Origin of the sequence: Pontibacter qinzhouensis (assembly GCF_008017455.1) — a bacterium.
In the GTDB taxonomy this organism is placed as follows: Bacteria; Bacteroidota; Bacteroidia; order Cytophagales; family Hymenobacteraceae; genus Pontibacter; species Pontibacter qinzhouensis.
Window position 1 is genome coordinate 1 of sequence record NZ_VRTY01000037.1, and the last position, 26,750, is coordinate 26,750.

Here is a 26,750-nt window from a genome sequence, read left to right on the forward strand (position 1 = left end):
AACAACATGAAAGAAAAAGTATTAACCATTATTGGGGCGCATCCGACAAAAATAACTTGAATGTACTTAGCACCTAAAAAAACCTCATGCTGTCGGAGCCGGCAGTGCCACTAAGGCTAAAAATTAAATACGTCACACTACTAAAAAAACACAACATGTTGTAACACAGATTTTTAAACAGGAGACTAAAAATATTCAATCAGAAATTTCCTTTAAAATGCCGGACTTTTTTTGCCTTGCTTGGAAGTCACTCCCACAAGCATCCCATTACGCCATCAATAACTACCCTGTAATAAAAACCACACCGCCGGCCAAATTATTCAAATGAAAATGCCCTTCAGAAGAATTTTAGTGTTCTAAGATCCAAGGCTTAACTAGCACCGCAACACCTCTATTTTCAATTTTTTTATGTGTTACTCTTCAACATTTAATCACGTAAACTGCTCAGGCTTTGCCTCTGGCAGCTAAACAATTAAAGCCGATGCCTGTTTTTTTTGATGAAAATTACGACTGAACCGGCAATGTTGCGTACCTAACAGCTGCTTTAGGCAAAACCCCTGTCACGGCACCGCACCCGCACTTGGCTGTGCAAGGGTTTTATGATTTTACTATCTTTGTAACTCAAAATTAAAACTAACTTAAGTTGAATAACCTGATGGCCTCATACGAAAACCTGCTGCTTCAACTGCAAAACGGCATTCTGACAATCACCATTAACCGTGAAGACAAACTGAATGCCCTTAACAGAGACACCATTAGAGAAATAAAGTCTGCCATTCAGCATGTGTATGATGACCCAGCCATTAAGGCGGCCATTTTTACAGGTGCCGGCACAAAAGCCTTCGTAGCCGGAGCCGACATTGCTGAAATAGCGGAGCTCAGCGAGGTAAACGCACGAAGCTTTTCGGAGCAGGGCCAGGAGGTGTTTAACATGATAGAGCGCTGCACCAAACCTGTAATTGCGGCCGTAAACGGCTTTGCCCTGGGTGGTGGCTGCGAACTGGCCATGGCCTGCCACATGCGCGTAGCCAGCAACAATGCCCGCTTTGGCCAACCCGAAGTTAACCTGGGCCTGATTCCGGGGTATGGCGGCACACAACGCCTTACACAGCTAATTAGCAAAGGCAAAGCGATGGAACTGCTCATGACCGGCGACATGATAACCGCACAGGATGCCCATGACTTTGGCCTGGTAAACCATGTAACCACTCCGGCAGAGCTTTACCCAAAGTGTGTAGACCTGCTGGAGAAAATAATGAGCAAAGCGCCGCTGGCTATCGGGCTGGTAATAGATTGCGTAAATGCAGTTTATACCAAAGATGAAAACGGTTTCCAGACAGAAGCCAACTCTTTTGCACGCTGCTGCAGCTCCGACGATTTTCTGGAAGGAACAAACGCCTTTTTAGAAAAGCGCAAGCCTGTTTTCCAAGGCAAATGATTCTGATACACATACTCCCGACCCAACCTACTATATGAGTATTGCTAAAAAACTGGTCGGGCAAACGGCTGCCTACGGCTTAAGCAGCATCATTGGCCGGGTTCTTAACTACCTGCTTGTTCCGGTATACACCAAAGCCTTTCTTCCTGAAGCCTATGGTGTTGTCACCTATCTGTATTCGTTTGTCGCACTGTTTAATGTGCTCTATACCTATGGCATGGAGACCGCTTTTTTCCGGTTTGCCAACAAGCCCGGAACCGATCAACGCGAGCTATATAACAAAGTACTGAGCCTGATAGGGAGCAGCAGCCTTATTTTCACAGCCATTCTGCTTCTTGCTTCAGGCCCGATCGCCAACTTTATTGGCTTTCCGGAGCGACAGGAGTATATTGTGTGGCTGGCCATTGTACTCGCCATCGATGCTATCGCAACCATTCCGTTTGCCTGGCTCCGGCTACAGAACAAGGCCGTAAAGTTTGCCTCCATTAAGCTTATTAACATAGTGCTTACAGTAGGTGCCAACATGTTTTTCCTGGTGTTCTGCCGCCAGGTGTACAACGGTGATTACCTGCCGGAGCTAAGGCCGTGGGTAACCAGCATCTACAACCCCGATTTTGGTGTAGGTTACATTTTCCTGATAAACCTGGTCGCTAATGCCCTCCAGCTGCCCCTGCTTTGGAAGGAACTCAGCATCTTCCGCTTCCGGCTCGATGTGGACCAGTTGAAGCCGATGCTGCGCTACGCCTACCCGCTACTTTTTATGGGCCTGGCCGGCATGGTAAATGAGGTGATAGACAGAATTTTGCTGGAGTATCACCTGCCCGACAACTTTTACCCCAACATGAGCAACATGGCGGCAGTGGGTATCTACGGTGCCTGCTATAAGCTTTCTATTTTTATGTCGCTTGCTATACAGGCCTTCCGCTATGCAGCAGAGCCTTTCTTTTTCTCGCAGGCCAACGACAAAAATTCGCCACAGGCATTTGCCCAGATCATGAAATGGTTTGTGATTAGCTGTGCCTTTATCTTTCTGTTTGTAAGCGCCTTCCGCGACGAAATTGCCAGTGTGTTTATAGACGAGAGTTACCACAGCGGGCTGGTAGTGGTGCCGATCCTGCTGCTGGCTAACCTGTTCCTGGGCGTATATTATAACCTTTCGGTTTGGTTTAAGCTCACCGACCGTACCCAATTCGGCACCTGGATTAGTGTGGGAGGCGCTGTAGTCACCATTATGCTTAACCTGCTGCTTATTCCGGTGCTGGGCTATGTAGGCTCTGCCTGGGCCACCCTGTGCTGCTATTTTGCCATGGCGGCTGTTAGCTATTTTCTGGGGCAGCGCTACTACCCTATTCCGTACCCAGTTCGCAGCATTATCGGGTATATTGTGCTGGCAGTGGTCCTGCTGCTGGGGGTGTTTTATGTGCCAGTACAGCAGGTGTGGCTAAACTACCTGATAGGCCTTGTGGTGTGTGCACTATTTTTAGTAATAGTAGCCGCACGCGAACGATTGCTCTTTTTTAACAAATAATATTCTTTATTTTTGACAGATGAACAGTAATTTACAGGTGAACGTTATAAACAAGTCAAAGCACCCGCTTCCCTCCTATCAAACCGATCATTCGGCTGGCCTGGACCTGCGGGCAAACCTGGACGCGCCTATTACATTGGTGCCTTTGCAGCGGGCTCTGGTGGCAACTGGCCTTTACATAGAACTGCCGGAAGGGCACGAGGCGCAGATCAGGCCGCGCAGTGGCCTGGCCTATAAGCACGGTATTTCTATCGTAAACAGCCCTGGCACCATAGACGCAGACTACCGTGGCGAGGTAAAAGTTTTGCTGGTTAATCTTTCTGACAAGCCTTTCGTAGTGGAAGACGGAGAACGCATCGCACAAATGGTAGTTGCCAGATATGAACGAATCAGCCTTATGGAAACCGAAGAATTAAGTGCCACCGTGCGTGGCACAGGTGGCTACGGCAGCACCGGCACACGCTAGAGGATTTGTTATGAGTTAAAAGTTATGAGTTAAGAGTTGATTAGACGAGCGTTCTTCTGCCACCAGCTTCATCTCAGAAAATCATATAACAATTAACAACGATAACCAAATTATTCTAATGAAAACACCCTTCCGAAGCTGTTTAGGAGGTTTTGGCTGAAGGTCTGCACAGACTTCAGGTTTTTTCTGCTTTTTTGTAAATCAATTGGTTAACAATTTAACCATGAAGCCATTTAACAATCAACAACTAAAAGCTTGGCCAGTAATACAGGCCTTTTTTACATACATAAATCAATTTCACTTAAAAATACTTAGCTATGAGGATTATTGTACCAATGGCCGGAATGGGAAAAAGAATGCGCCCGCACACCCTTACTATTCCTAAACCGCTTATTCCGATTGCAGGAAAACCAATTGTGCAACGATTGGTAGAAGACATTGCCAAAGTTTGCCAGGAGCCTATTGAGGAGGTGGCCTTTATTATTGGCGACTTTGGAAAACAGGTAGAGCAGAACCTGGTAAACATTGCAGAATCGGTGGGTGCAAAAGGCAGCATTTACCACCAGGAGGAAGCCTTGGGTACAGCACACGCCATTCTTTGTGCGCAGGAATCGCTGGAGGGCAAGGTAGTGGTTGCCTTTGCCGACACACTCTTTAAAGCTGACTTCGAGCTCGACACCAACGCCGATGGCACCATTTGGGTACAGAAAGTAGAAGACCCTAAACCATTTGGTGTAGTGAAACTCAACGACAACAACGAGATCACAGACTTTGTAGAGAAACCAGAGCACTTCGTTTCAGACCTGGCCATAATCGGTATTTATTACTTTAAAGACGGTGCCTACCTGCGCAGCGAGCTGCAGTACCTCCTCGATAACGACATTAAAGATAAAGGTGAGTTCCAGTTGACCAACGCCCTGGAAAACATGAAGAACAAAGGCACTGTATTTGTACCTGCCTTGATATCAGAATGGCTCGACTGCGGAAATAAAAACGCAACCGTGTATACTAATCAGCGGTATTTGGAGTATATAAAGGATGAGAAGGACTTGGTAGCATCATCGGCAACAGTAGAGAACTCGGTGATAATCCCTCCTGTGTACATCGGAGAGAATGCCGTTATCCAGAATTCTGTTGTCGGCCCTCACGTTTCTATTGGTAATAACACAAAAGTGTACGACTCCATAGTAAGCAACTCTATTGTGCAGGAAAGCACTACCCTAAAAAACGGTAACATTTCAAACTCTATGGTAGGGAATAATGTTACGTATGAAGGGCACCAGTCTGATCTCAGCTTAGGTGACTTCAATACGCTTAAAGAATAAACTACATGATTGTTCTGTTCAGAAACATTGTTCTTGCAACCTGTTGCTTCTCGTTGCTTGCAGCCGGAGATACATTGGCTCAGTCTAAGAAGAAAAAGACAAAAGCCACACAAGAAACTCCGACCGTTATTTTACCTGCTACGCAACCCAACGAGCAGGAGCAGCAATATAGCGAGGCATTGTTTCTGGATGGAATGAAGTACTTTATTGTAGAGGATTACTCTGAAGCGCTCAAGATTTTTAAAAAAGCGCATACGTTTAACCCGAATAACGCCGCCCTTAACTACAAGATCGGCGAAACAAACCTGTTACTAAAAAACCCGAAGGAGGCAGTTTCTTATGCCCAGTCGGCGGTAGCACAAGACCCTGCCAACACGTATTACTATTTGCTGCTGGCACAGGCACACGCAGAGCAGAAACAGTTCACAGAGGCTGCCCAGGTGTATAACAACCTGATTCAGAAAGTACCTGATAGCGACCAATACCTGTTTAACCTGGCCGACCTGTACCTGGCCCAGGGCAATTATCCTGATGCCATCAAGACGTACGACCGGATAGAGAAAAAATTCGGCCCGATGGAACAGTTATCGGTTAACCGGCAGCAGATTTACCTCCGCCAGAAAAACATTGACAAGGCACTGCAGGAAGGCGAAAAGTTAATTGCAAGCAACCCAACCGAGGTTCGTTATTTCCTGTCGCAGGCAGAACTGTATAATGCCGCTCAGAAAACCGACATTGCTATTCAAACCCTGAATAAGGCGCTTAGACTGGAACCCGGCAACCCTTATGCACACCTGATGCTCTCGGACCTGAACCGCCAGAAAGGCAACACTGTAGAGTCGGAGAAGCAGGTGAAGCTGGCTTTTGCAAACCCCGAACTCGACATAGATACTAAAGTAAGAATACTGGTCGATTTCATCAGGCAGTTACCAAACCCGGCCATTGAGGGTGTGGCCCTCGAACTGGCTGAACTAACCGTTGCCTCGCATCCGGAAGAAGCCAAAGCTTATGCCGTGGCCGGTGACATGCAGGCTATCGCAAATAAAAAGGAGAAAGCCCGTAACAATTACCTGAAGGCCATTAAGCTCGACGACTCTCATTTTAAAATCTGGCAACAAATTGTGCTGCTCGATGCGGAGCTATCGCAAACAGATTCGCTGGTGGTGCACTCGGAGCAGGCACTGGAGCTATTCCCCAACCAGGCTATTTTCTGGTTCTACAACGGCACCGGCCACCTGATAGAAAAGAATTACAAAAAAGCCGTTAATGCCCTGGAACGAGGCAAGCGGCTGTCGTCGCAGGAAACGGAGCTGGTAAAGCAGTTTAACATGCAGCTCGGCGATGGCTACAACTCCCTCAAAGAGTACAAGAAATCGGATGAGGCGTATGAGGCTGTACTGGCCCTGGATGCCAACAACGAACATGTACTTAATAATTACAGCTATTTTCTGTCGTTGCGTAACGAGAAGCTGGATAAAGCCAAGCAAATGGCATCGCAGCTGGTAAAAAGGCATCCTAATAACCCTACCTACCTCGATACCTATGCCTGGGTGCTTTACAAGATGGAAGATTACCAGGGAGCCAAAACGTACCTGGAGCAGGCTATCGCTGTTTCGGATGATGCTACCATTGTAGAACATTATGGCGATGTGCTGTATAAATTAGGCAAGCAAGACGAGGCCGTGAAGCAGTGGGAAAAAGCAAAAGTAAAAGGAGAAGCCTCCGCTTTTATAGAACAGAAAATAAAAGAAAAGAAACTGTATGAATAAACAGCTGGTGTACTGCCTGCTGGGCTTCCTGTTATTAACAGCCTGCAAAAAAGAAGTAATTCCGACCACTGCTACCACAGCAACCGAAACCGTAGGCAAAGTAACGGTACAAAACCTCGATTTTAACTACCTGAGCGCCCGAAGTCAGGTTAAAATAGAAGATAAAAACGGCAGCCAAAGCTCCGGCATGTCGTTGCGCATGAAAAAAGACAGCATTATTTGGGTGTCGGTGCTGCCGGGCCTGGGTATTGAGGCAGCCCGTCTTAAAGTTACCCGCGACTCGGTGTTTATGATGAACCGCATCCACAAAGAGTACCTGGCCACAGACTTCAAATTCCTCAGCAAAAAATTTCAGGTAGATATTACTTTCGATATACTGCAGGCCATCCTGACGGGCAATTATCAGCCAAACGGAACCGAGAAAGTGCAGGACGAGGCACAGCTACAGCATGTGCAACAGCTGCGCCAAAACCAGCTGTTCGACTACTTTATTGGCAAAGAAAGCCAAAAACTACAGCAGCTCCACATTACCGACCAAAGAACATCAAACCAGATCACCGTGAAGTACGACAGTTTTCAGCCCATAGGGGCCGTTTCTTTTGCACATGCCATGGCTGCCCAGGTGCTGCATGCGGGCCAAACCTCCTCTTTTACCTTGAGCCACAACAGAATAACGATCGCTGACGAAGTTCTGGAATTTCCGTTCGCAGTACCCGCTGATTATAAGAGAATTTAAATATAGCCTGAAGACAAAAAGCCGCTTCACAGGTGTAAGCAGCAGCTATAGCAGACTAATTTAATCTTAGTGCTTAAAAATAAGAAAGCAATTGGTTCTTCGTGATTAGATTTGCCATCTTTGTAAATTACGAGCCGAAGAATACGATATAAATGAAGCCCTTTTCCATATTCCTCTTTTTCATCTCTTTGGTCCTGTTGCCATTTACCGATTTTGCGCAGAGCAAAAGCAAACCCAAATCGAAGGCACAGCTGGAAAAGGAGAAAAACGAAAACCTGAAACGCATACAGGAAGCCAACCGCGTTCTGCAGCAAACCAAGGTTAAAAAAGAAGCCTCTCTCGGCCAGCTCAACGCCATTCAGGAAAAAATAACGGTCCAGAAGGAAGTGATCGGCACCATCTCCAAAGAAATTAAGTTCATCGACTCTGATGTAAAAGAGAACGAAGCCATTGTAAGTGCCCTGCAACAAGACCTGGAGCAGCTAAAAGCCGAGTATGCCCGCATGGTGTATGCCGCCTCTAAAACTGCCAATAGCTATAACAAACTCATGTTTTTATTTGCAGCCGACAATTTTAACCAATTGGTGCGGCGCATGCGCTACCTGCAGCAATACTCCGAGGCTCGTAAAAAGCAGGTGGAGCAAATAAATAAGGTGCAGGCTGCCCTGGGTGGCCAACTGGCCATTCTGGAATCTAAAAGGCGCGAAAAGCAAAACCTGCTGAGCAAACAACTGGTGGAGAACAAAAACCTCCTGAACCTGAAAACCCAGCAGGACAATGTAGTGCAGGAACTCAGCAAGCAGGAAGAAAGCCTTAAAAAAGAAGTGGCACAACGCCAGCAGGCCGTTAAAAAGCTCGATAACCTGATTGCCGACATGGTGCGCGAGGAGATGGAGAGAGCTGCACGAGCAGCACGCGAGGAAGGCCGCAAAGCCAGTAGCAGCCCGAATAAAATTACGCTTACACCAGAGGCTGCTCTTATATCTTCTAACTTCTCGGGTAACAAAGGCCGGTTAGCCTGGCCGGTATCTCGCGGGTTTATTTCGCAACGCTTTGGCAGGCACAACCACCCAGTGCTGAAGGGAGTGGTGGTAGAAAACCGGGGCATAGATATTCAGACGGCAGCCGGTGAGAGTGCCCGGGCCATTTTTGAGGGTAAAGTAGTGACGGTAGCCAGCGTGCCCGGCATGAACAATATTGTAATGGTGCAGCACGGGGAGTTCTTTACCGTATATGCTAAGCTTAAATCAGTAAGTGTATCAGAAGGGCAAAACCTGAAACCAAACGACCCGATCGGCTCTGTTTTCACAGATGCAAACGGCACCACCGAGCTTCAGTTCCAGATCTGGAAAAACAGCGAAACCCTAAACCCCGAAGGCTGGATCAGAGCTAAATAAACAGTTTCTTGAGACGTATGCAGGAGCAGTTAATTCATTAGCTGCCCCTGCTGTTGGGTCAGCAAGCAATTATTCGAATAAAAATACCATCCAGAAGCTTTTTGTGAGATTTCAGGCAAAGGGTAAGTTATTAGCAATGGCTTACTACTTTCTCTTTTTCAGCTCCAGTTTTTTAGAACATTCCTTTTTCGACTACATTATACCAGGAAGCAATTATTTAAATAAAAAAGCCCTCCAGAAGGAGTTGGCATGAAAAATAGCCAAGGGTTTATCATATCACCTAGTCAGCACTTATATGAAACAGCTATACTTATGCCTGTTGTTTGCCTTCATGGCTCCTTTTTGCAAAGGTTAGGCAGGTAGTATACGCTTTGAAAAAACAAGCGGGGAAAATGTACTTCAGAGAGCGAACAAAGAGGATAAACCTATTTTCTTATATGCCTTCACACCCGCTTGCAGGCAAATGGAAAAGGAAGTGTTTACGAACTCAGAAGCTGTTGGGAACTATAACAGCCCCTTCTTAAACTATAATATAAACATAGAAGACGATTCAGAGGGAGAGGCACTAGCAGCAAAATATGATATAGTTGCATATCCTAGCTATCTATTTTTCGACAGAAAAGGCACATTACTTCATCAGAACGGTTCATTTAAATCTGCCTCTGATTTTATTCCTGAAGGCAAAAATTGCGCTTAACCCCTGTATAGCTCTCTTCGCGTTAAAAAGAAAGTATGATTAAGGAAATGGATCTGCTCGTTTACTTTATAATTATAGCCAGGCCTTGTCTACCTTTCATGATGCTGATAATCCACAGGAAGTAGTCGTTGAACAGTATATAAACACACAAACTGCCAGGCAACCTTCTTCCGAAAAGAACCTGAGGTTTATTTTCACGAGGTACCTTGATTTTAACGCTACAGCTACGCTATACTTTCTGCTAAACCAGCAAAAGTTTCTGCCTTATTTTCAGAAGGAAGAAACAGCACATAAAGCTAAACAGATAATAAGCAGGGCTGCACAAAAGGCAGGCTACCAGAACGATACCTTGTTTTTCAAAAACATGCAAAAGCTTATAGCCACTTCCTTACCCGATACCAGCAATTTTTCGGCTTTGGCAAGAATTAACTTCTTGGGAGGGCAGCAAAACTGGCTTTGCTATGCAGAAGAAACCCTGACTTATGCAACAAACCAAACTGAAGCAGATTGGATGACTTTAAACGAAACAGCCACGTATTCAAATTATTTCTCTAAAGAAAATGAGGTGCTGCAGACAGGCGCAGAAATAATGGCAAGGGCCGTAGAAATTGAAAAAAGTTATGACAACCTACTCCTATTTGCTCAGTTACTGACTAAGGCAGGTAATGATGCCGCAGCCATGCAGGCAGCAACAGAAGCAGTTACGGTGGCAACACAAACAGGCGAAGACAGCCGTCTGGCAGCTACCTTTATTCGGAAGTTAAAAAAGAACCAACAGCATTGATGTTAGTTGTGCTGGGAAATCAAATTATTCGAATGGAAATGGCCTCCAGAAGCGTTTTGCCAGAAAATGCCTCAAGGGTATAGTAAGGAGGCGGAGAGAGTTGGGTTGGCCTAAAAGTAAAAAAACACCCTACAATGCAGGGTGCCTTTCCAAGCTATGAAAACAAACTTAATAAATCTTTTATATAAAACAGGCCTTTATAAGAAGTATCCTGCAATAATTTCAAACTAATATAAATCTAATTTTTTACTTATCCAAGAGTAACTAGCTAATCGCCAGACAAGTTAAGAAAAAAACACAAGAAGAAAAAAGCAATCTTATAGATATATTATTTACAGAAGTTTTTTGCTATTTCCTATATTACTAATAGTACAAATCTCGTACCACTTGTTGCCAAAAAGCTAATCGACACACTATCAAGTATATATTTATTTAATAGAGCCTGTGTTATTCCCATTTCTGGAATATTAACCCCAAACAGGGACAAAGTTTTGTATTTTTGAAGCCATTTCAGGCTTTACTGCTCTAAAAAAATCTGTAGCTACATCTATTTATTTTATACGGGTGCAATCCGAAGCATGTTCTACTTCGTTTGTTAAGGTACAAAAGCAGTTTAAACAGGAGCCTGAATGTTCGTTATCCGGAACTGCAGTAAAGGCAGCAAGTGCTTCAGATACAGCACGATTAATTTTGTAAACAGTGACGCTGGCTCTACAACAAACCAATAGCAAGCATATTTCAGGCAATTTAAGACACCAAATTCAGATTTCAAATACTGCTTTACTTGCAAACAATAAGCAAGCTATTAAACTAAACTCAGGTTTTATGGGTTTTAATAAAATATATACACTAATTTTGTAGTAATTTCATCTTAACACTTAAGATTATGGCAATCACCAATGTATTTCTTTTCATAGGCGGGCTGGGAGGCTCAGAAGTAGTTTTAATCCTGATAGCTGTCCTGCTGCTTTTTGGTGCTAAACGAATTCCTGAACTGGCAAGAGGCCTGGGCAAAGGTATCCGTGAGTTCAAAGACGCTACTAAAGAGATTAAGAGCGACATCGAGAATTCTGTGAAAGACGATAACCACGTTAAGTAGTTTTTACCTACTCGTTAAGTATTTAATGTTATGTACTCAGGTACACTTTTCCTTTTCCTGGGCGACCTGGGAGGAGGCGAACTGTTTGTTATCCTGACGGCAGTGCTGCTGCTGTTCGGTGCTGATAAGATTCCTGGCATTGCCCGTAGCTTCGGCAGAGGCATCCGGGAGTTTAAAGACGCTACAAACGAGATAAAAAACGAATTGGAAAGACATATCGACGACGATAACAAGCCTAAAACAGTTTGAAAAAGTATAATTCGCTCCGTGCCGTACGCGCGGATATAGAAAGCGGACAAGTAACATGCCGCCAGCTTGTAGCATATTACCTGCACAACATCAAAGAAAAAGCAGAGCTTAACGCTTTTCTGGAGGTGTTTGAAGAAGAAGCCTTCGCTCAGGCAGACGCTGTTAGCAAAAAAATCGCGAATGGCACTGCCGGTAAACTGGCAGGCATGGTAATCGGTATAAAAGATGTGCTTGCTTATGAAGGGCACTCGCTACAAGCCTCAAGCCAGATTCTGGATGGTTTTAAATCGCTTTACACGGCCACAGCCGTAAAGCGCCTATTGGCAGAAGACGCTATTATTATTGGTCGCCAGAACTGCGATGAGTTCGCCATGGGCGGCTCTAACGAGAACTCCTCTTTTGGCCCGGTGCTAAATGCCGATGACCCTACCCGTGTGCCGGGAGGTTCTTCTGGTGGCTCGGCAGCAGCCGTGCAGGCAGAGCTGTGTCTTGCCTCTATCGGCTCGGACACAGGCGGCTCCGTGCGCCAGCCAGCATCTTTCTGCGGTATTGTAGGCCTAAAGCCCACTTATTCCCGCATTTCCCGCTTCGGACTAATTTCTTATGCTTCTTCTTTCGACCAGATTGGCATTATTACCCACAGCGTAGAAGATGCTGCCCTGTTGCTAGAGGTAATGGCCGGCCCCGATGACCTCGACAGCACCGTGAGCCACCGCGAAGTGCCGGCCTATAGCCAGCAACTCGCTACCAACGACAAAAAATTCAGGATCGGGTACATAAAAGACTGCTTTGAGCGCGAAGGCCTTGATGCGGAGGTGAAAGACTGCATACTAGGTGTTAAAAGCATGCTGAAAGATGCCGGACACGAAGTAGAAGCTGTAGACTTCCCGTACCTCGATTTTATAGTTCCTACTTACTACATTCTGACCACGGCTGAGGCCAGTTCAAACTTAGGCCGTTACGACGGAGTTAAATATGGTTTCCGTAGCCCGAATGTAACCGACCTTGAGTCGCTTTACAAAAAAACCCGGTCCGAAGGTTTTGGCGAAGAAGTGCAGCGCCGTATTATGCTGGGCACCTTTGTTCTCAGCGCCGATTACTACGATGCCTATTATACTAAAGCTCAAAAAGTTAGAAGACTGATAAAGGAAAAGACAGATGAGTTGTTGCAGAGCTACGATTTTCTTATATTGCCAACTGCCCCAACCACTGCCTTTAAAATAGGAGAAAATTCAGAGAACCTGCTGGCCATGTACTTGGCCGATATCTTTACAGTACAGGCTTCTCTTGCTGGCGTTCCGGCTATTTCTATTCCTGTCGGTCGCGACGAAAAAGGTCTTTCCATCGGCTTGCAACTTATGAGCCGGTCGTTCGAAGAAGCCTCTTTACTGGCTTTCTCAACTTATATCATGGAAAAGATAGCAGTAGAAGTGTAACAATTTAGCATGACGTATTCAAAACTCTTTTCTATACTAACAGTTATGATTGGCAGTGCCTTGGCCTTACCCGCCAGCGCTGCCAATTTTAGTTTTAAGATTGAAAGCCTTTTCCCGGAAGATTCGCTTAAGCCAAAGTTAGACACCGTGCTGCTCGTGCAGGAGGAGGTTGAGTACATCCCTAACGAGCCAAATGAGGTAATACAGGACAGATTAAGCTGCGTAGAGTCTGAGATTCCGCTTACTTTTAATCCGTTTGTAAGGAGTTTTGTCGATTACTTTACCATCCGTAACCGGAAGTACACCCGCACCATGATCTCGCGGGAGAACGTGTACTTCCCTATTTATGAGCGCTACCTCAAAAAGCATAACATGCCGCAGGAGCTCAAGTACCTTTCTATTGTGGAGTCGGGCCTTAACCCGAAGGCTGCTTCGTGGGCAGGCGCTGTGGGGCTTTGGCAGTTTATAAGAACCACCGGCAAAGAATACGGCCTGGACCAGAACCAGTACATAGATGAGCGCATGGACCCCGAAAAGGCAACGGAGGCAGCCTGCCGGTTCCTGAAGCGACTGCACAATTATTATGGTGACTGGGAATTGGCTATGGCTGCCTATAACTGCGGTCCGGGTAACGTAAACAAAGCCATACGCCGGGCAGGTGGCGGCAAAAAAACTTTCTGGCAGGTGTTCCCTTACCTCCCCAAAGAAACCCGCAGCTATGTACCCTCCATGACAGCCGTTATTTATGCCATGCATTACGCGCCGGAGCACAACATTTTCTCCGATTCTATTTTATACGCCGCACCTACCGAACACCTGGTTATAAACCAGCCACTCGACCTGGTGCGCTTAGCCGAAGAACTGCACATCGCGCCGGAAAAGCTGATGGCCCTGAACCCGGAGATTAAGAAGCCGGAGCTGCCAGAAACCATCAAGAATTATAAACTCCGTGTTCCTGCTCATACCACAGCTCTTTTAAAAACCGATCAGGAGTGCATCTTACTTGCCGCCATGCCAGCCTCCAGACTTCCCGACCCTATAAAAGACCTGGTTCCAGGCGACACACCAGCACTTCTGGCTTCAGCAACAACAGCAGATAGCGCCGAGCAGAAAACTACTTACATCGTAAAACGCGGCGATAACCTCGTACGCATTGCGCTTAGGCACCAGGTAACAGTGGCACAGTTAAAGGAGTGGAACAAAATCGACTCTAATAATATTCAGCCAGACCAGGAATTAACCATTGTAGTGCCTGCTTCTGAGCCTACCACTCTGCTTGCCTCAGCAGCTCATGCACCAGCAAAAACAGCTCAGACAAGCACTAAAACTACCATGCCGGCCAAACAGGTCGAAAAGGTAAAGCAAATACACCGTGTGCAGCCAGGAGATACGCTTTGGGAAATTTCACAGAAATACAACGGCATAACAGTAGAGCAGATCAAGAAGGCAAATAATCTGAAATCGAATAAACTGAAGCCTGGTCAGAAACTAATTATAAGTTAAGTTCTGCCTGCTTTTAAATACCAAGGGCCATCTTCTGTTGCAGAAGGTGGCCCTTGGTGTATCCGGACCTTTAAAGCCTTGGCGCTTACGTGGCTAAAAACCTTTGGAAGGCCATTTTCATTAGAATAATTTAGTTGTAAGTTGCTGGAAGGTTAAGTGGTTAGGCTTCTACAGGATTACTGGGCAAATAGTCGGCCCTCACGATTGCCTGTTTTTGCTGCTCGTGTTCAACATTCCGGACATACCGTACTTTTGCAAGCTTGTGGTAACTTAAGTACGATACCACCAGAATACCAAAGATAAAAAGCGGGAAGAACGTTTGCACATTTACACCATCGACCATGCTATGACTTACAGAAGCCGACAGCATGTTAATACCGAAGCCTGCATAAGCCCATTCTTTGAACCGGCCCCGGATAAAGGGAAGCACTAAAGCTAACGCACCCACTACTTTAAAAACTGTTAACATCACTCTAAAATAGTCCGGGTAGCCCAGGTGCCTGATGCCTTCTACAGCAAGTTCGGTATGAGAAGTTAAGGCAGGCATTACACCTTCAAAAAGAAAAATGATGCCGGTTGATACCCAATAAACAATGCTGGTTGTTTTAGCTGCTTTCATAATTCTGAAGTATTTGTTTAGTACAAAGAAAAGAAATAGGCTTATATAAAGAGCAGTATAATCGAGACAATAAAAGGGGTATTTGCGACAAAGAATCTGCCCCACGCCTGCAGATGTACCTGAGCTATAATTTATGAATAGCAAGAGCACATCAACAAAGAGTGAAGTCTATTGCTTAGCAGCTTTTTCAGATAAACAGTAGAAAGAAAATCAGATTTCCATTCTCAACGACTCTGTGAACAGCAGGATCATATATTTGAAAACAGCAAAGCCTTGGCCATTAATGGGCAAAAAACCTTCTGAAGGGCATTTTCATCTGAATAATTTCCGGATAACAAAAAAATCATATTGCCCCTCTGCTTGCCTTACAGCTGCTCCTGCTGCTCCTATAGCTAATATAGGTAATTTTGAATGGAAACTATTGTGAAATTTCAATAGAAAGACACTTTGATTTTTGCTCAAAAAACGAAACATTGTGAGCATATAAATAAGAGAGACAGTATCTTTGTTTCTGGTTTCTTTTTAGAGGCCTGAAAATACACCAGAGATAAGAGTCTTAATTCTTTTGCTCTGTTGCCAGAAACCGAACACAAAGATTAGCGCAACCTGATACTTACACCTACTACACGTAACATGACTAAAGTCAATAAGCAAGATGCCCTGAATTACCACTCGCAGGGGCAACCCGGCAAAATTGAAGTAGTACCAACCAAAATGCTAAGCACGCAGCACGACCTGGCCCTGGCTTATTCGCCTGGTGTTGCTGAACCTTGCAAAGAAATTGCCATCGACAAAGACAATGCCTACAAGTATACAGCCAAAGGTAACCTGGTAGGTGTTATATCGAATGGCACGGCAGTATTGGGTTTAGGCAACATCGGTCCCGATGCCTCTAAACCTGTGATGGAAGGAAAAGGCGTACTCTTCAAAAAATTTGCAGGCATCGATGTGTTTGACATAGAAATAGATTGCACCGACCCAGAAGAATTTATCAGGATCGTGAAATCGCTGGAGCCAACTTTTGGCGGCATTAACCTCGAGGATATAAAAGCGCCGGAAAGCTTTGAGATAGAGACAGCCCTGAAAGCGCAGATGCAAATCCCGCTCATGCACGACGACCAGCATGGCACTGCCATTATCTCGTCGGCAGCTCTGCTGAACGCGCTGGAACTGGCTGAAAAGAATATAGATGAGGTTCGCATTGTCGTGAACGGTGCCGGAGCAGCAGCCATTGCCTGCACAAAACTATATGTGTCTTTGGGAGTAAGGCTTGATAACATTGTGATGTTCGATAAAAACGGCATCATCAGTACTTCCCGCAGTGACCTGGACAAGTACCAGGCTGAATTTGCAACCAGCCGCCGCATCGAAACCCTGGCCGAAGCCTTAACAGATGCCGATGTGTTTATCGGTTTATCGGCAGGCAACGTGCTGGCACCGGAGCTAGTGAAACTTATGGCTGCCGATCCTATTATTTTCGCATTGGCCAACCCGGATCCTGAAATACCTTACGATGTAGCCATGGCTACCCGCGAAGACATAATTATGGCCACCGGCCGCTCCGACCATCCGAACCAGGTAAACAACGTATTAGGTTTCCCTTATATATTCAGAGGAGCCCTGGATGTGCGCGCCACTGAAATAAACGAGGCCATGAAACTGGCAGCCGTTTATGCGCTGGCTTCGCTTACAAAAGAACCAGTTCCGGAAATCGTACACAAGGCTTATGGCGACAACACCATTACCTTTGGCCGCACTTATCTTATTCCAAAACCACTGGACCCACGCCTGATCACAAGCATATCGCCGGCAGTGGCCAAGGCGGCCATGGAGAGCGGCGTGGCCCGCATTCCGATCACGAACTGGGAGGCTTATGAGGAAGAACTGAAGGAGCGAATCGGCATTGACCAGAAACTGATGACCCGTATCACCATTCAGGCCAAGAAAGATCCGCAAACGGTGGTGTTCACAGAAGCCGATCATTACAAAATTCTGAAAGCAGCCCAATCGGTGCAGGAGCAGCGCATTGCCAAGCCCATACTACTCGGCGATCGCAAAACCATTAATGCCATTATTGAAGAGCACAACCTCGACCTGAGCGACTGCCAGATTATAGACCCTTATGAGGAGGACGATAAGCGTGAAGAGTTTGCACAGTTGCTCTACAAGCAGCGCCAGCGCAAGGGCCTCACGCTCTCAGACAGCCGCCGCCTGCTCCGCGACCGCAACTACTTTGGCAGCATGATGCTGCAGACAGGCGAAGCCGATGCACTTATTTCCGGCCTTACCCGCGACTATTCCAAAACTATATTGCCGGCCCTGCAGGTAATTGGCGTAGAGAAAGGCATCAATAAAGTGGCAGGTATGTACATTATCCTGAACAAAAAGGAACCCTACTTCTTTGCCGATACAACTGTGAACGTAAATCCTACGGCCGATGAGCTGGTAGATATTATTGGTCTTACTGCACGCGCCGTTCGCTTTTTCGATACAGAGCCGCGCATTGCCATGCTCTCTTACTCCAACTTCGGGTCGGTGCAGGGCGATATACCGAGCAAGGCCGCAGAGGCAGTACGCAAAGCCAAACAACGTTACCCCGAGCTGCTCCTCGATGGCGAAATGCAGGCCAACACCGCCCTTAACCGCGACCTGCTACGGGAGGTATATCCTTTCAGTGAGCTGGCCGACAAAGGAGCCAACACCCTTATTTTCCCGACTCTTACGTCAGGCAACATTGCTTACAAAGTGCTGCAGGAAATTGGAGGAGCTGAGGTAATAGGCCCCGTTCTGATGGGCATGGGCAAACCAGTGCACATTCTGCAGCTTGGCAGCTCGATCCGCGAAATTATTAACATGGTATCTATTGCCGTGGTAGATGCTCAAAACCATTATAAACGCACCCTATGATCGCCTACATAGATGGCAAATTAACTTACAAAGATCCGACCTACGTCATTATTGATGTGAATGGCGTAGGGTACCAGATCAAGATTCCGCTCAGCACCTACTCTGCTTTACCAACCGGAGAAAGGTGCCGGCTCCAGACGTTTCTGCACATAAAAGAAGATGCGCATACACTATATGGCTTTACCACCACAGCCGAGAAAGAAACTTTTCTGCTCCTGATTTCCATATCAGGAGTGGGCCCCAATACAGGGCTTATGATTCTTTCGTCGCTTTCGGTAGAAGAAATTCAGCAGGCTATTGTGCGGGAGGATGTGCGAACCATACAGCAGGTAAAAGGCATTGGCGCCAAAACAGCTCAGCGCGTTATACTGGAGCTGAAGGATAAGATCAAAAAAGATGCTTTAACAGATACTGCTTCTATTCCTGCAGCAGCACACAATACCAACAGAGCCGAGGCGTTATCTGCATTAGTGACTTTAGGCTTTGTTAAAACTGTGGCAGAGAAGACTCTGGATGCCATTATCAAGCGGGAGGGCAGCAATCTGAGTGTGGAGGAGCTGATAAAGTTTGCGTTGAAATCTTCTTAGAATAATATCCGATTTTGATCTGGAAAAGTAAAAAGTACAACCTGCTCCTGGCAGCAGTTGCTACCATATCTATGCTGGCCTGGTTATCGCAGGCAGAAGGTGTTCGATCGCGCAACCATTTTAGAATATTGGCAGATCAACATCTTTTTGCACTGCAAGACACTGTTAAGCGAGACACTACCAAATTAGTACCATATATTCCAAGCCGCCGGCCTACCTTCGTGCCCCGCGACAGGCGCGGCAACCCTTTTAGTACCCGTTCCAGCTCATCTCCCCTCCTGCTCGGCCAGCCAAATAACCTTAAAATGGAAGTGGAGCTAAACGACAGCCTGGACCTCTACAACATTACCGAGAAAATCGGTGACCTTAATTACCGCACGCCTTCTTCTATGTCGTTGCAAGAGTACTCGGAGTGGCAGCAGAAGCAGGCGATCCGCGATTACTGGCGCGCTAAGTCGACTAGCCTCGATGGCGAGAGCGTACTCAGCAGCAACCGCCTGGTTCCTAAAATTTACCTAAGCCCTGTATTCGACCGCATATTCGGTGGCAGCTACGTAGATATTCAACCTAACGGAAATATAGCATTAAAGTTTGGCGCCCGCTTTAACAGGAACGAGAATCCGAACATTCCGCTACGCCAGCAGCGCACCGGCGATTTCGATTTTGACCAGAACATTTCGCTTAACCTGGTAGGCAAGATAGGCGAGAAAATGCAGCTCAACTTTAACTGGGACAACAACGCTAACTTCGATTTTGAGAATAACATGAAGCTGGATTATACCGGCTTCGAGGAAGAGATTATTCGTAAAATAGAAGCAGGTAACGTAAGCCTGCCTCTTAACAACTCGCTGGTAACAGGTGCCCAGAACCTTTTTGGTATTAAAACCCAACTTCAGTTTGGCCGCCTGGGGGTTACAGCCATTGCCGCTAACGTGCGGGGCCGCAACGATGAGATCGTGATTCAGAATGGTGCACAAAATAAACCTTTCGAGATTAGGGTAGACCAGTACGACAACAACCGTCACTTCTTCCTGTCGCACTTTTTCCGTAACCGCTACGACAACACCCTAAGCAACCTGCCGCTGGTTAACTCGGGCATTGTTATTCGCCGCATAGAGCTGTACGTTACCAACAACAACCGCTCTACCGAAAACCTGCGCAACATGGTTACTTACATGGATATGGGAGAGGCAAGCCCTTACCGCCAGCAATTCGGTGGCCGGCCTAATGCTCCTGCCGCCAACGATGTAAATACCCTCTACAGCCAGGTTGCCAACAACAATGCCGCCCGCGACAATAACCGCGTAGATAGTTACCTGAGTGGCCTGGGCTTACAGAAAGGCGTAGACTTTGAGCACGTGCGGGCACGTAAACTCGATACCCGCGAATATAAATTCAACCCGCAGCTCGGCTATATCTCCCTGAACACTCCGCTCCTCCCCGACCAGGTGCTAGGTGTGGCGTTTGAGTATACTTACAACGGCAGAACCTATAAAGTTGGGGAGCTAATGGACGACTACCAGAACCGGCAGGACGACCAGGTAATTCAGATGAAAATGCTCCGGGCCACGAACCCTTCGTTGGAGTACCCCACCTGGGACCTGCTCATGAAGAACGTGTACCGCCTCGATGCTACCCAACTTAGCCGGGAGAACTTTCAGTTGCAGATTGTTTACAAAGACGACGAAACCGGCGTAGATATTACCAGCTTAAAAGAGGCAAGCCCGATTCAGAATATTCCGCTGATAGAAGTCTTTAACCTCGACAACGTAAACACCAACAACGACAAACCGCGTGATGGTAACTTCGACTTTTTGTCGGGTATTACCATAGACCCTGAAATGGGAACCGTTATTTTCCCGATTGTGGAGCCATTTGGCAGTTACCTGGCAGAGCAGTTTACAGGCCGGCCGGAGCTGATTGAGCGCTACGTATTTCAGGAGCTATATGAGCAAACCCAAACAGATGCGCAACAGAATACAGTAAAAGCGAAATTCTTCCTGAAAGGCCGTTTCCAGGCCACCTCCACCGACGAAATTGTGCTGCCCGGCTTCCGGATCGCAGAGGGCTCCGTGGCAGTTTACTCCGGCGGCACGCGCCTTACCGAAGGCACCGATTACCAGGTTTTTTACGACATGGGCCGCATCAAAATCCTGAACCCCAGCTACATCAGCTCGGCCAGCGACCTGCGCGTAACCTACGAGAAAGCGGAGCTGATGAACATTCAGCCACGTACGCTGCTCGGTGCCCGCTTCGACTATGCCGTTAATGATGATATAAACATTGGAGCTACCGTGCTGCACCTACAGGAGCAACCTTACATTAACCGGGTAAGCATAGGCGATGAACCCAGCAACAACACCATCTACGGCCTGGACGTGAACCTGAGCAAAGAGTCGCGCTTCCTGACCAAGTTAACCGACCGTATTCCTTTTATCCAGACCAAAGCCCCCTCCAGCGTTACCTTCAGCGGTGAGTTTGCACAACTGGTCCCAAATAAGTCTAAATCGCCGGTAAACGAAGATGGTACATCGTATATTGATGACTTTGAAGGAGCTGAAACGCCTTTTAGCCTGGGTGGTTTCAACAACAATAACTGGCGACTGGCAGCCACACCTGCACCACTAGTACAAGGCGAAGGACTTGCCTATTCTTATAATCGTGCTAAACTTGCCTGGTACACTGTAGATCAGATATTTTACCGCGAAGGCGATAACCTGCGCCCCTCTAACATTACCAGAGAAGAAGTTAGTAACCATTATGTGCGCGGTGTGCGGCGAACAGAGGTTTTTCGCGGCCGTGACCCGCAAATTGCCAACACCTACGAGTACACCTTCGACCTGGCGTATTACCCACGCGACCGGGGGCAATACAATTACAACCCGAACCTCGATGCACAAGGTAGATTAGTAGGCGACCCACGCAGCAACTGGGGTGGTATCAGCCGCGACATTACCTTCGATACCGACTTCGACAATGCCAACATAGAGTATGTGGAGTTCTGGATGATGGACCCTTTCATTAGTGGTCCGAATGGCCGGAAAGACGACCTGGGCAACCTGATCTCCAGCAATGAAGGCGGTGAACTGGTGCTGAACCTGGGCAGCGTATCGGAAGACATTATGAAAGACGGACGCTATTCTTTTGAGAATGGCTTGCCTGCCTCACCTACCGATGTGCAGAACCTGCAGGAAACAATTTGGGGCCGGGTAACGTCGCAGCAATTCCTGACAGATGCTTTTACGGGTGTGCCGGGTGGGCGCCAGTTGCAGGATATTGGCCTAGACGGTTTAAACGACGAGGCGGAGCGCCAGCATTTTGCCTCCAGCTTCCTGAACCAGATTCCGGGTGCACCGCCACAGTCGGTTTTAAACGACCCCTCCGCTGATAACTTCAACCACCACCTCGATGCCATTTACGACCAGCAGGGAGCTGGTATTCTGCGCCGCTACAAAAACTTTAACGGCATGGAGAACAACTCTCCGGAGAACAGCCGTTTCTCGAACTATGCTTTCCCGGATAAAGAAGACCTGAACCGTGATAACATTATCAGCGACCTAGAGCAGTATTACGAGTATAAAATAAACCTGAGGCCAGGGCAGCTGAACGTAGGGCAGAATTATATTGTAGACCGCATTGTGCAGACTATTCATGGCGACCAGGTAAACTGGTACCAGTTCCGTATTCCGGTACGCCAGCCTACAGGCAGTGTGGGCAACATCAATGGCTTTAAGTCGATCAGGTTTATGCGGATGTACATGACCCAGTTTGCTGACCCGGTGGTACTGCGTTTCCTTCAGTTCCAGTTTGTGGCCAACCAGTGGCGTACTTTCCTGCAACCCATTACCGATGGCAACCCCTGCCTTACCTGTACCGATGATGCCCGTGCCTTTACAGTTTCTACAGTGAACATAGAAGAGAACGGGGAGCCTGTAGAGGGGAGCATACCCTACATGGTGCCACCTGGCATCGAGCGTCTGCGCGATTATGCTTCTACGAACAATCGCCGCCAGAACGAGCAGTCGCTGCAGCTGTGCGTAGAAGACCTGAAAGACTCCTTCTCGAAAGCTGTTTATAAAAACATTTCGCTCGACATGCTTATTTACAAACGCATTAAAATGTTTGTGCATGCCCAAACCAGTAACCCGAACACAAGAGACGACGACACAGAGATATTTATCAGGATTGGTACAGACTACTCGCAGCACTATTACGAGTACATTGTTCCGCTAAAGATTACCAACCCCGGCGCTACCACCCGCGAAGAAATATGGCCATCTGAAAACGAAATAGACATTGCCATACAAGACCTTGTGAACGCTAAAATGGATCGTAATAAAATACAGGGTTACGACATGCGCCGACCTTACGATGTCCCTTTCAATGGCAAAACAATCCGGATAATGGGTAACCCTGATTTTAGTGAGGTTCAAAGCGTGATGATTGGTGTCCGGAACCCTTCAAGGCCGAACCAGGACAGCAGCCCGCACTCTGTTTGTGTGTGGGTAGATGAGCTGCGCGTTACCGATTTCAGGAACCAGACTGGCTGGGCAGCCAATGCCCGCTTAAACACCAAACTGGCCGATTTTGCCAACATTACCGCCACAGGTAGCTATACTACCATTGGTTTTGGTGGACTTCAGCAAAAAATAGCACAACGGGCTCGCGAAAACACAGCCATGATGGACATCAGCGCCAACATAGCAGCCGACAAGTTCCTGCCCGAAAAATCTGGCATAAAGATTCCACTGAGCGTGCAGTACGGCACCCTGAACAGCCAGCCACAGTTCGACCCGCTGGATAAGGATGTTCCGTTGGAGCAGTCGATGGAGCGGTTCAGCTCTGATGATGCAGAGCGGGAGTACCGGCAGAAAGTAACCACCATGGAGACCCGCAAAAGCATCAGCCTGCTGAATGTTAGAAAGGAGCGCGTAAACCCTGAAGCGAAAGTAAGGCCATATGATGTGGAGAACCTCTCCTTCTCCTACTCGTATGCCGAGCGGCTATTCACCAACATCGAAACAGAGCGCGACTTTACAAAGTCGTATACCGGGGGTGTAGCGTATATGTATAATAACACACCAAAAAACTATACACCTTTTGCACAGACTGAAGCTATTAAGTCGCCGTACCTACGCCTGATAAAAGACTTTAACTTTACGCCACTACCGAGCAGTTTCTCCTTTAGAGCCGACCTGGACCGCCGGTACAACGAAACGTTTCTGCAGCGTCGCGAAGCCGGTTCTAACGTGATCACTTCCAGAGGCATTGCACCAACTTTCCAGAAATACTTCTTCTTTAACCGCATCTACGACATGAAGTGGGACATTACTAAGAGTATTTCTCTGGATTACACCGCCTCAAACCGATCTGTAGTAGACGAACCAGACGACCGCATTAACAGCGACATAGACTCTATTGCGTACAAAAATGCCATTATCTGGGAAAATCTGCGGTCAGGGGGGCGTAACACAAACTTTAACCAGGTTATAGCCATAAACTACAAGCTGCCACTCGATAAGTTTCCGCTTACCGATTGGCTCAGCGCTGAAACCCGCTATGCCGCCACCTATATCTGGACAGCCGGTTCTACTGCCCTGAACCAGGATGACAACTTCAGGCTCGGTAACATTGCCGAAAACAGCACCGACTTTACGCTCAATGGTAAGTTCGATCTGGTGAAACTCTACAATAAAGTACGGTTCCTGAAAGATGTGAACACACCGGCGCCACCACAGGCACAACAGCCTCCGGCAGCACCAACCGACACAACGGCCCAAAAGCCAAAGTCAGAGATGAAGTTCGCCAAATCGCTGGCACGCCTTCTGATGATGACACGCTCTGTAAACTTTGTGTATGAGCAGGACAAACGCAGCATGATACCAGGCTTCCTGCCCTCCAGCCACATGTTTGGCCTCGACAAAGGCTTTGAAGCACCAGGCCTGCCATTTGTGCTGGGCAGGCAGTATGAACTCGATGACCTATACAACAGAGTATCGGGCAACGGCTGGTACACCGATAGCAGCCAATACCTGAACACACCTTTCAGCGCGGAGCTAGCCGAGATTATGACCCTGCGCGCCAACCTGGAGCCTATTAAGTCTTTTAACGTGCAGGTAGATGCCCGCCGCAACCTTTCCAGAATCGAGGAAGTGTTTTACCGCAAAGAGTTTGATGACTTTGGTGGAATAGGCACAACAGATCAGCGCCAGAACCCGATTAATATGGGTTCGTTCAGTACGTCGTTCATGGCACTGGGCACATTATTCCAGTCTACGGCAGGCGGCACATCGCAGGCTTTCGACGATTATATCCGGAACCGCCATAATGTGCGCCAAAAACTCACCGATGCCAATGCAGCTGCGCCAGACTCCGGGTACAGGCTTAATTCGCAGTCGGTGCTGATGGAGTCGTTCCTGTATGCTTACCAGGGCAGAGATATAAATGGCTATGAGGCAAAAGCATCGAAACCGTTCGACCGGCTACCCATTCCAAATTGGCGCATCGATTATAATGGTTTGTCGCAGCTGGAGTTCTTTAAACGTTGGTTCAGCCAGGTAAACCTGACACATGCCTATAACTCCTCTTATACCATCTCTAACTTTACCACCTCGCTGGCCTACAATCAGGAGCCAACCGGTTTCCCGAACAGCATAAATGAGTTTGGCCAGATTATTCCGTATTACATTGTGAGCCAGGTAACGATTATGGAGCGACTGGCACCGCTGTTAGGCGTTAACTTCAGAACGAAGACAAACTTTACCGGCCGGCTTGAGTATAAGGTGGAGCGCAACCTGTCGCTGAACCTGACCAACGCACAGGTTACAGAGACCAACGTGACAGACTATGTGTTTGGCTTCGGCTATACCAAGGATAAATTAAAGCTGCCGTTTATGACCAAAGCGCTGGACAATGAGGTGACCATGCGAATGGATTTTTCGGTACGCGACAACCAGACCGTGCAGCGGGCCATTGCCCAGGACGAAACGGGTAACGAGTATAGCCAGAACCAGATCACGAACGGCACGAAACAGTTAACCATGCGCCCAACCGTAGACTACGTGCTGAGCCAGCGGGTAAACATGCAGTTCTATTTATTGCGCACGGTCTCCGATCCTAAAATATCTACTTCGTTCAGAAACAGTGTAACCGAAGGCGGCATTCAGCTACGAGTAAGTTTGCAATAATATTTCAGCATTGCGAAAAAGAAAGTACTTTTGGAAACTCAATCCATCTAAACTAACAAACAAATGAACCTACCTGAAAACCTGAAGTATTCGAAAGACCACGAGTGGATTCGTGTAGAAGGAGACGTTGCCTACGTAGGCATCACAGATTTTGCCCAAAGCGAACTAGGCGATATTGTGTACGTTGACGTTGATACTGTAGACAAGCAAATTGCCCAGAACGACGTGTTTGGCACTGTAGAGGCGGTAAAAACTGTATCGGATCTCTTCAGCCCCGTTAGCGGCACAGTATTAGAACTCAACGAAAAACTCGATGCCAGTCCTGAGCTTGTGAACTCTGACCCCTACGGCGATGGCTGGATCGTGAAAATAGCGATTGAAGATGCCAGCGAGCTGGAAAGCCTGCTTTCGGCTGCAGACTACAGCGAACTGATAGGTCAGTAAACACCTACACACACGCCTTTACGAGTTGATTCTACGGTACAACCTCTTTACCATTATGTGGGCAGCAGTGATCCTGATCACAACACTGCTGCCCAATACTTCCGCGCCTGCCACCTCGGCCTGGGAACTCCTCTCCTTCGACTCTTTTGCACACGCCTTTCTGTTTTGCGTGCTCACTTTTCTGATGATTGTGGGCATGAAGAAGCAGTATACTTTCGTCAAAACCAGGCATTATGCCATTCGGTATTCACTATTCATCTGTACCTTTTATGGCATTGGCATCGAGCTGCTGCAGGAGTTTGTGTTAGATGGCCGCGAAGGCGACATCTTTGATGTACTGAGCAACACCATCGGGTGCCTCAGTGGCATTCTTCTCTTTAAATGGGTGTACAAACAGTAGCTGTGCCCGCTACCCATATATACCTCCCCATCACCACCCTTGAGCCCAAACAGCCGAAAACCTCTTCTGAAGGTCATTTCTATTAGAATAATTGCTTGCACAACAGCCGCTTCCCAGGCCTCAGCCCAAGTAACTTGCGCTTTAGAAAAATTCGTATATTTGGTTTATTAGACATTGCA

The 26,750-nt window shown here is 47.2% G+C and carries 19 protein-coding genes; 18 read left to right on the forward strand and 1 reads right to left on the reverse strand.

The features are described 5' to 3' along the window. Positions 1-655 precede the first annotated feature (655 nt). From FVR03_RS11135 to FVR03_RS11195, 13 genes are all read left to right on the forward strand, one after another. A complete protein-coding gene (locus tag FVR03_RS11135; RefSeq protein WP_147921830.1) occupies positions 656-1,438 on the forward strand; it encodes an enoyl-CoA hydratase/isomerase family protein in 783 nt (260 codons plus the stop codon). A gap of 34 nt (positions 1,439-1,472) precedes the next feature. Beyond that, complete coding sequence (locus FVR03_RS11140; RefSeq protein WP_147921831.1) at positions 1,473-2,966, forward strand: lipopolysaccharide biosynthesis protein; 1,494 nt, start codon at positions 1,473-1,475, stop codon at positions 2,964-2,966. 19 nt (positions 2,967-2,985) lie between these two features. Beyond that, positions 2,986-3,432 (forward strand): dUTP diphosphatase, encoded by a 447-nt coding sequence (gene dut, locus FVR03_RS11145; RefSeq protein ID WP_147921832.1) that lies wholly within the window; start codon positions 2,986-2,988, stop codon positions 3,430-3,432. A 317-nt stretch (positions 3,433-3,749) separates the two neighbouring features. After that, entirely contained in the window at positions 3,750-4,757 is a 1,008-nt protein-coding gene (locus tag FVR03_RS11150; protein WP_147921833.1) for a sugar phosphate nucleotidyltransferase, read from the forward strand. Between the two features lie 5 nt (positions 4,758-4,762). After that, positions 4,763-6,526: a tetratricopeptide repeat protein gene (locus FVR03_RS11155; protein ID WP_255474175.1), complete on the forward strand. Its 1,764-nt coding sequence runs from the start codon at positions 4,763-4,765 to the stop codon at positions 6,524-6,526. Further along, positions 6,519-7,262, forward strand: coding sequence for a lipoprotein insertase outer membrane protein LolB1 (gene lolB1 / locus FVR03_RS11160; protein WP_147921834.1), 744 nt, complete (start codon positions 6,519-6,521; stop codon positions 7,260-7,262). Before FVR03_RS11155 ends, lolB1 begins: the two co-directional genes overlap by 8 nt. Before the next feature lie 152 nt (positions 7,263-7,414). Beyond that, positions 7,415-8,659, forward strand: coding sequence for a murein hydrolase activator EnvC family protein (locus FVR03_RS11165; RefSeq protein WP_147921835.1), 1,245 nt, complete (start codon positions 7,415-7,417; stop codon positions 8,657-8,659). 364 nt (positions 8,660-9,023) lie between these two features. Next, positions 9,024-9,356 (forward strand): thioredoxin fold domain-containing protein, encoded by a 333-nt coding sequence (locus FVR03_RS11170; RefSeq protein ID WP_147921836.1) that lies wholly within the window; start codon positions 9,024-9,026, stop codon positions 9,354-9,356. 85 nt (positions 9,357-9,441) lie between these two features. Beyond that, positions 9,442-10,140, forward strand: coding sequence for a hypothetical protein (locus FVR03_RS11175; RefSeq protein ID WP_147921837.1), 699 nt, complete (start codon positions 9,442-9,444; stop codon positions 10,138-10,140). An 886-nt stretch (positions 10,141-11,026) separates the two neighbouring features. After that, positions 11,027-11,239 (forward strand): twin-arginine translocase TatA/TatE family subunit, encoded by a 213-nt coding sequence (gene tatA, locus FVR03_RS11180; RefSeq protein ID WP_147921838.1) that lies wholly within the window; start codon positions 11,027-11,029, stop codon positions 11,237-11,239. Between the two features lie 30 nt (positions 11,240-11,269). After that, complete coding sequence (locus tag FVR03_RS11185) at positions 11,270-11,488, forward strand: Sec-independent protein translocase subunit TatA/TatB (protein WP_147921839.1); 219 nt, start codon at positions 11,270-11,272, stop codon at positions 11,486-11,488. After that, positions 11,485-12,924 carry an Asp-tRNA(Asn)/Glu-tRNA(Gln) amidotransferase subunit GatA gene (gatA, locus tag FVR03_RS11190; RefSeq protein ID WP_147921840.1) on the forward strand — a complete coding sequence of 480 codons (1,440 nt, stop codon included), beginning with the start codon at positions 11,485-11,487 and terminating at the stop codon, positions 12,922-12,924. The genes FVR03_RS11185 and gatA overlap by 4 nt, the downstream gene beginning before the upstream one ends. Before the next feature lie 9 nt (positions 12,925-12,933). Beyond that, positions 12,934-14,427 carry a lytic transglycosylase domain-containing protein gene (locus tag FVR03_RS11195; RefSeq protein ID WP_147921841.1) on the forward strand — a complete coding sequence of 498 codons (1,494 nt, stop codon included), beginning with the start codon at positions 12,934-12,936 and terminating at the stop codon, positions 14,425-14,427. 160 nt (positions 14,428-14,587) lie between these two features. Here FVR03_RS11195 and FVR03_RS11200 read toward each other — a convergent pair whose 3' ends face one another. Continuing rightward, a complete protein-coding gene (locus tag FVR03_RS11200; RefSeq protein ID WP_147921842.1) occupies positions 14,588-15,046 on the reverse strand; it encodes a DoxX family protein in 459 nt (152 codons plus the stop codon). 633 nt (positions 15,047-15,679) lie between these two features. Here FVR03_RS11200 and FVR03_RS11205 point away from each other — a divergent pair. From FVR03_RS11205 to FVR03_RS11225, 5 genes are all read left to right on the forward strand, one after another. Further along, positions 15,680-17,953: an NADP-dependent malic enzyme gene (locus tag FVR03_RS11205; protein ID WP_147921843.1), complete on the forward strand. Its 2,274-nt coding sequence runs from the start codon at positions 15,680-15,682 to the stop codon at positions 17,951-17,953. Beyond that, positions 17,950-18,540, forward strand: coding sequence for a Holliday junction branch migration protein RuvA (gene ruvA / locus FVR03_RS11210; protein WP_147921844.1), 591 nt, complete (start codon positions 17,950-17,952; stop codon positions 18,538-18,540). The genes FVR03_RS11205 and ruvA overlap by 4 nt, the downstream gene beginning before the upstream one ends. A 14-nt stretch (positions 18,541-18,554) precedes the next feature. Then, entirely contained in the window at positions 18,555-25,727 is a 7,173-nt protein-coding gene (sov, locus tag FVR03_RS11215) for a T9SS outer membrane translocon Sov/SprA (RefSeq protein WP_255474176.1), read from the forward strand. 63 nt (positions 25,728-25,790) lie between these two features. Further along, positions 25,791-26,171: a glycine cleavage system protein GcvH gene (gene gcvH / locus FVR03_RS11220; protein ID WP_147921845.1), complete on the forward strand. Its 381-nt coding sequence runs from the start codon at positions 25,791-25,793 to the stop codon at positions 26,169-26,171. 25 nt (positions 26,172-26,196) lie between these two features. Then, the gene (locus FVR03_RS11225) at positions 26,197-26,571 is read left to right on the forward strand and encodes a VanZ family protein (protein WP_255474177.1); all 375 of its coding nucleotides are present in this window, start codon (positions 26,197-26,199) and stop codon (positions 26,569-26,571) included. Positions 26,572-26,750: the final 179 nt, after the last annotated feature.

Coding starts and splice junctions, on each gene's coding strand:
- FVR03_RS11135 (WP_147921830.1), top strand. CDS start 656: ATGGCCTCATACGAAAACCTGCTGCTTCAACTGCAAAACGGCATTCTG.
- FVR03_RS11140 (WP_147921831.1), top strand. CDS start 1,473: ATGAGTATTGCTAAAAAACTGGTCGGGCAAACGGCTGCCTACGGCTTA.
- dut (WP_147921832.1), top strand. CDS start 2,986: ATGAACAGTAATTTACAGGTGAACGTTATAAACAAGTCAAAGCACCCG.
- FVR03_RS11150 (WP_147921833.1), top strand. CDS start 3,750: ATGAGGATTATTGTACCAATGGCCGGAATGGGAAAAAGAATGCGCCCG.
- FVR03_RS11155 (WP_255474175.1), top strand. CDS start 4,763: ATGATTGTTCTGTTCAGAAACATTGTTCTTGCAACCTGTTGCTTCTCG.
- lolB1 (WP_147921834.1), top strand. CDS start 6,519: ATGAATAAACAGCTGGTGTACTGCCTGCTGGGCTTCCTGTTATTAACA.
- FVR03_RS11165 (WP_147921835.1), top strand. CDS start 7,415: ATGAAGCCCTTTTCCATATTCCTCTTTTTCATCTCTTTGGTCCTGTTG.
- tatA (WP_147921838.1), top strand. CDS start 11,027: ATGGCAATCACCAATGTATTTCTTTTCATAGGCGGGCTGGGAGGCTCA.
- FVR03_RS11185 (WP_147921839.1), top strand. CDS start 11,270: ATGTACTCAGGTACACTTTTCCTTTTCCTGGGCGACCTGGGAGGAGGC.
- FVR03_RS11195 (WP_147921841.1), top strand. CDS start 12,934: ATGACGTATTCAAAACTCTTTTCTATACTAACAGTTATGATTGGCAGT.
- FVR03_RS11200 (WP_147921842.1), bottom strand. CDS start 15,046: ATGAAAGCAGCTAAAACAACCAGCATTGTTTATTGGGTATCAACCGGC.
- FVR03_RS11205 (WP_147921843.1), top strand. CDS start 15,680: ATGACTAAAGTCAATAAGCAAGATGCCCTGAATTACCACTCGCAGGGG.
- ruvA (WP_147921844.1), top strand. CDS start 17,950: ATGATCGCCTACATAGATGGCAAATTAACTTACAAAGATCCGACCTAC.
- gcvH (WP_147921845.1), top strand. CDS start 25,791: ATGAACCTACCTGAAAACCTGAAGTATTCGAAAGACCACGAGTGGATT.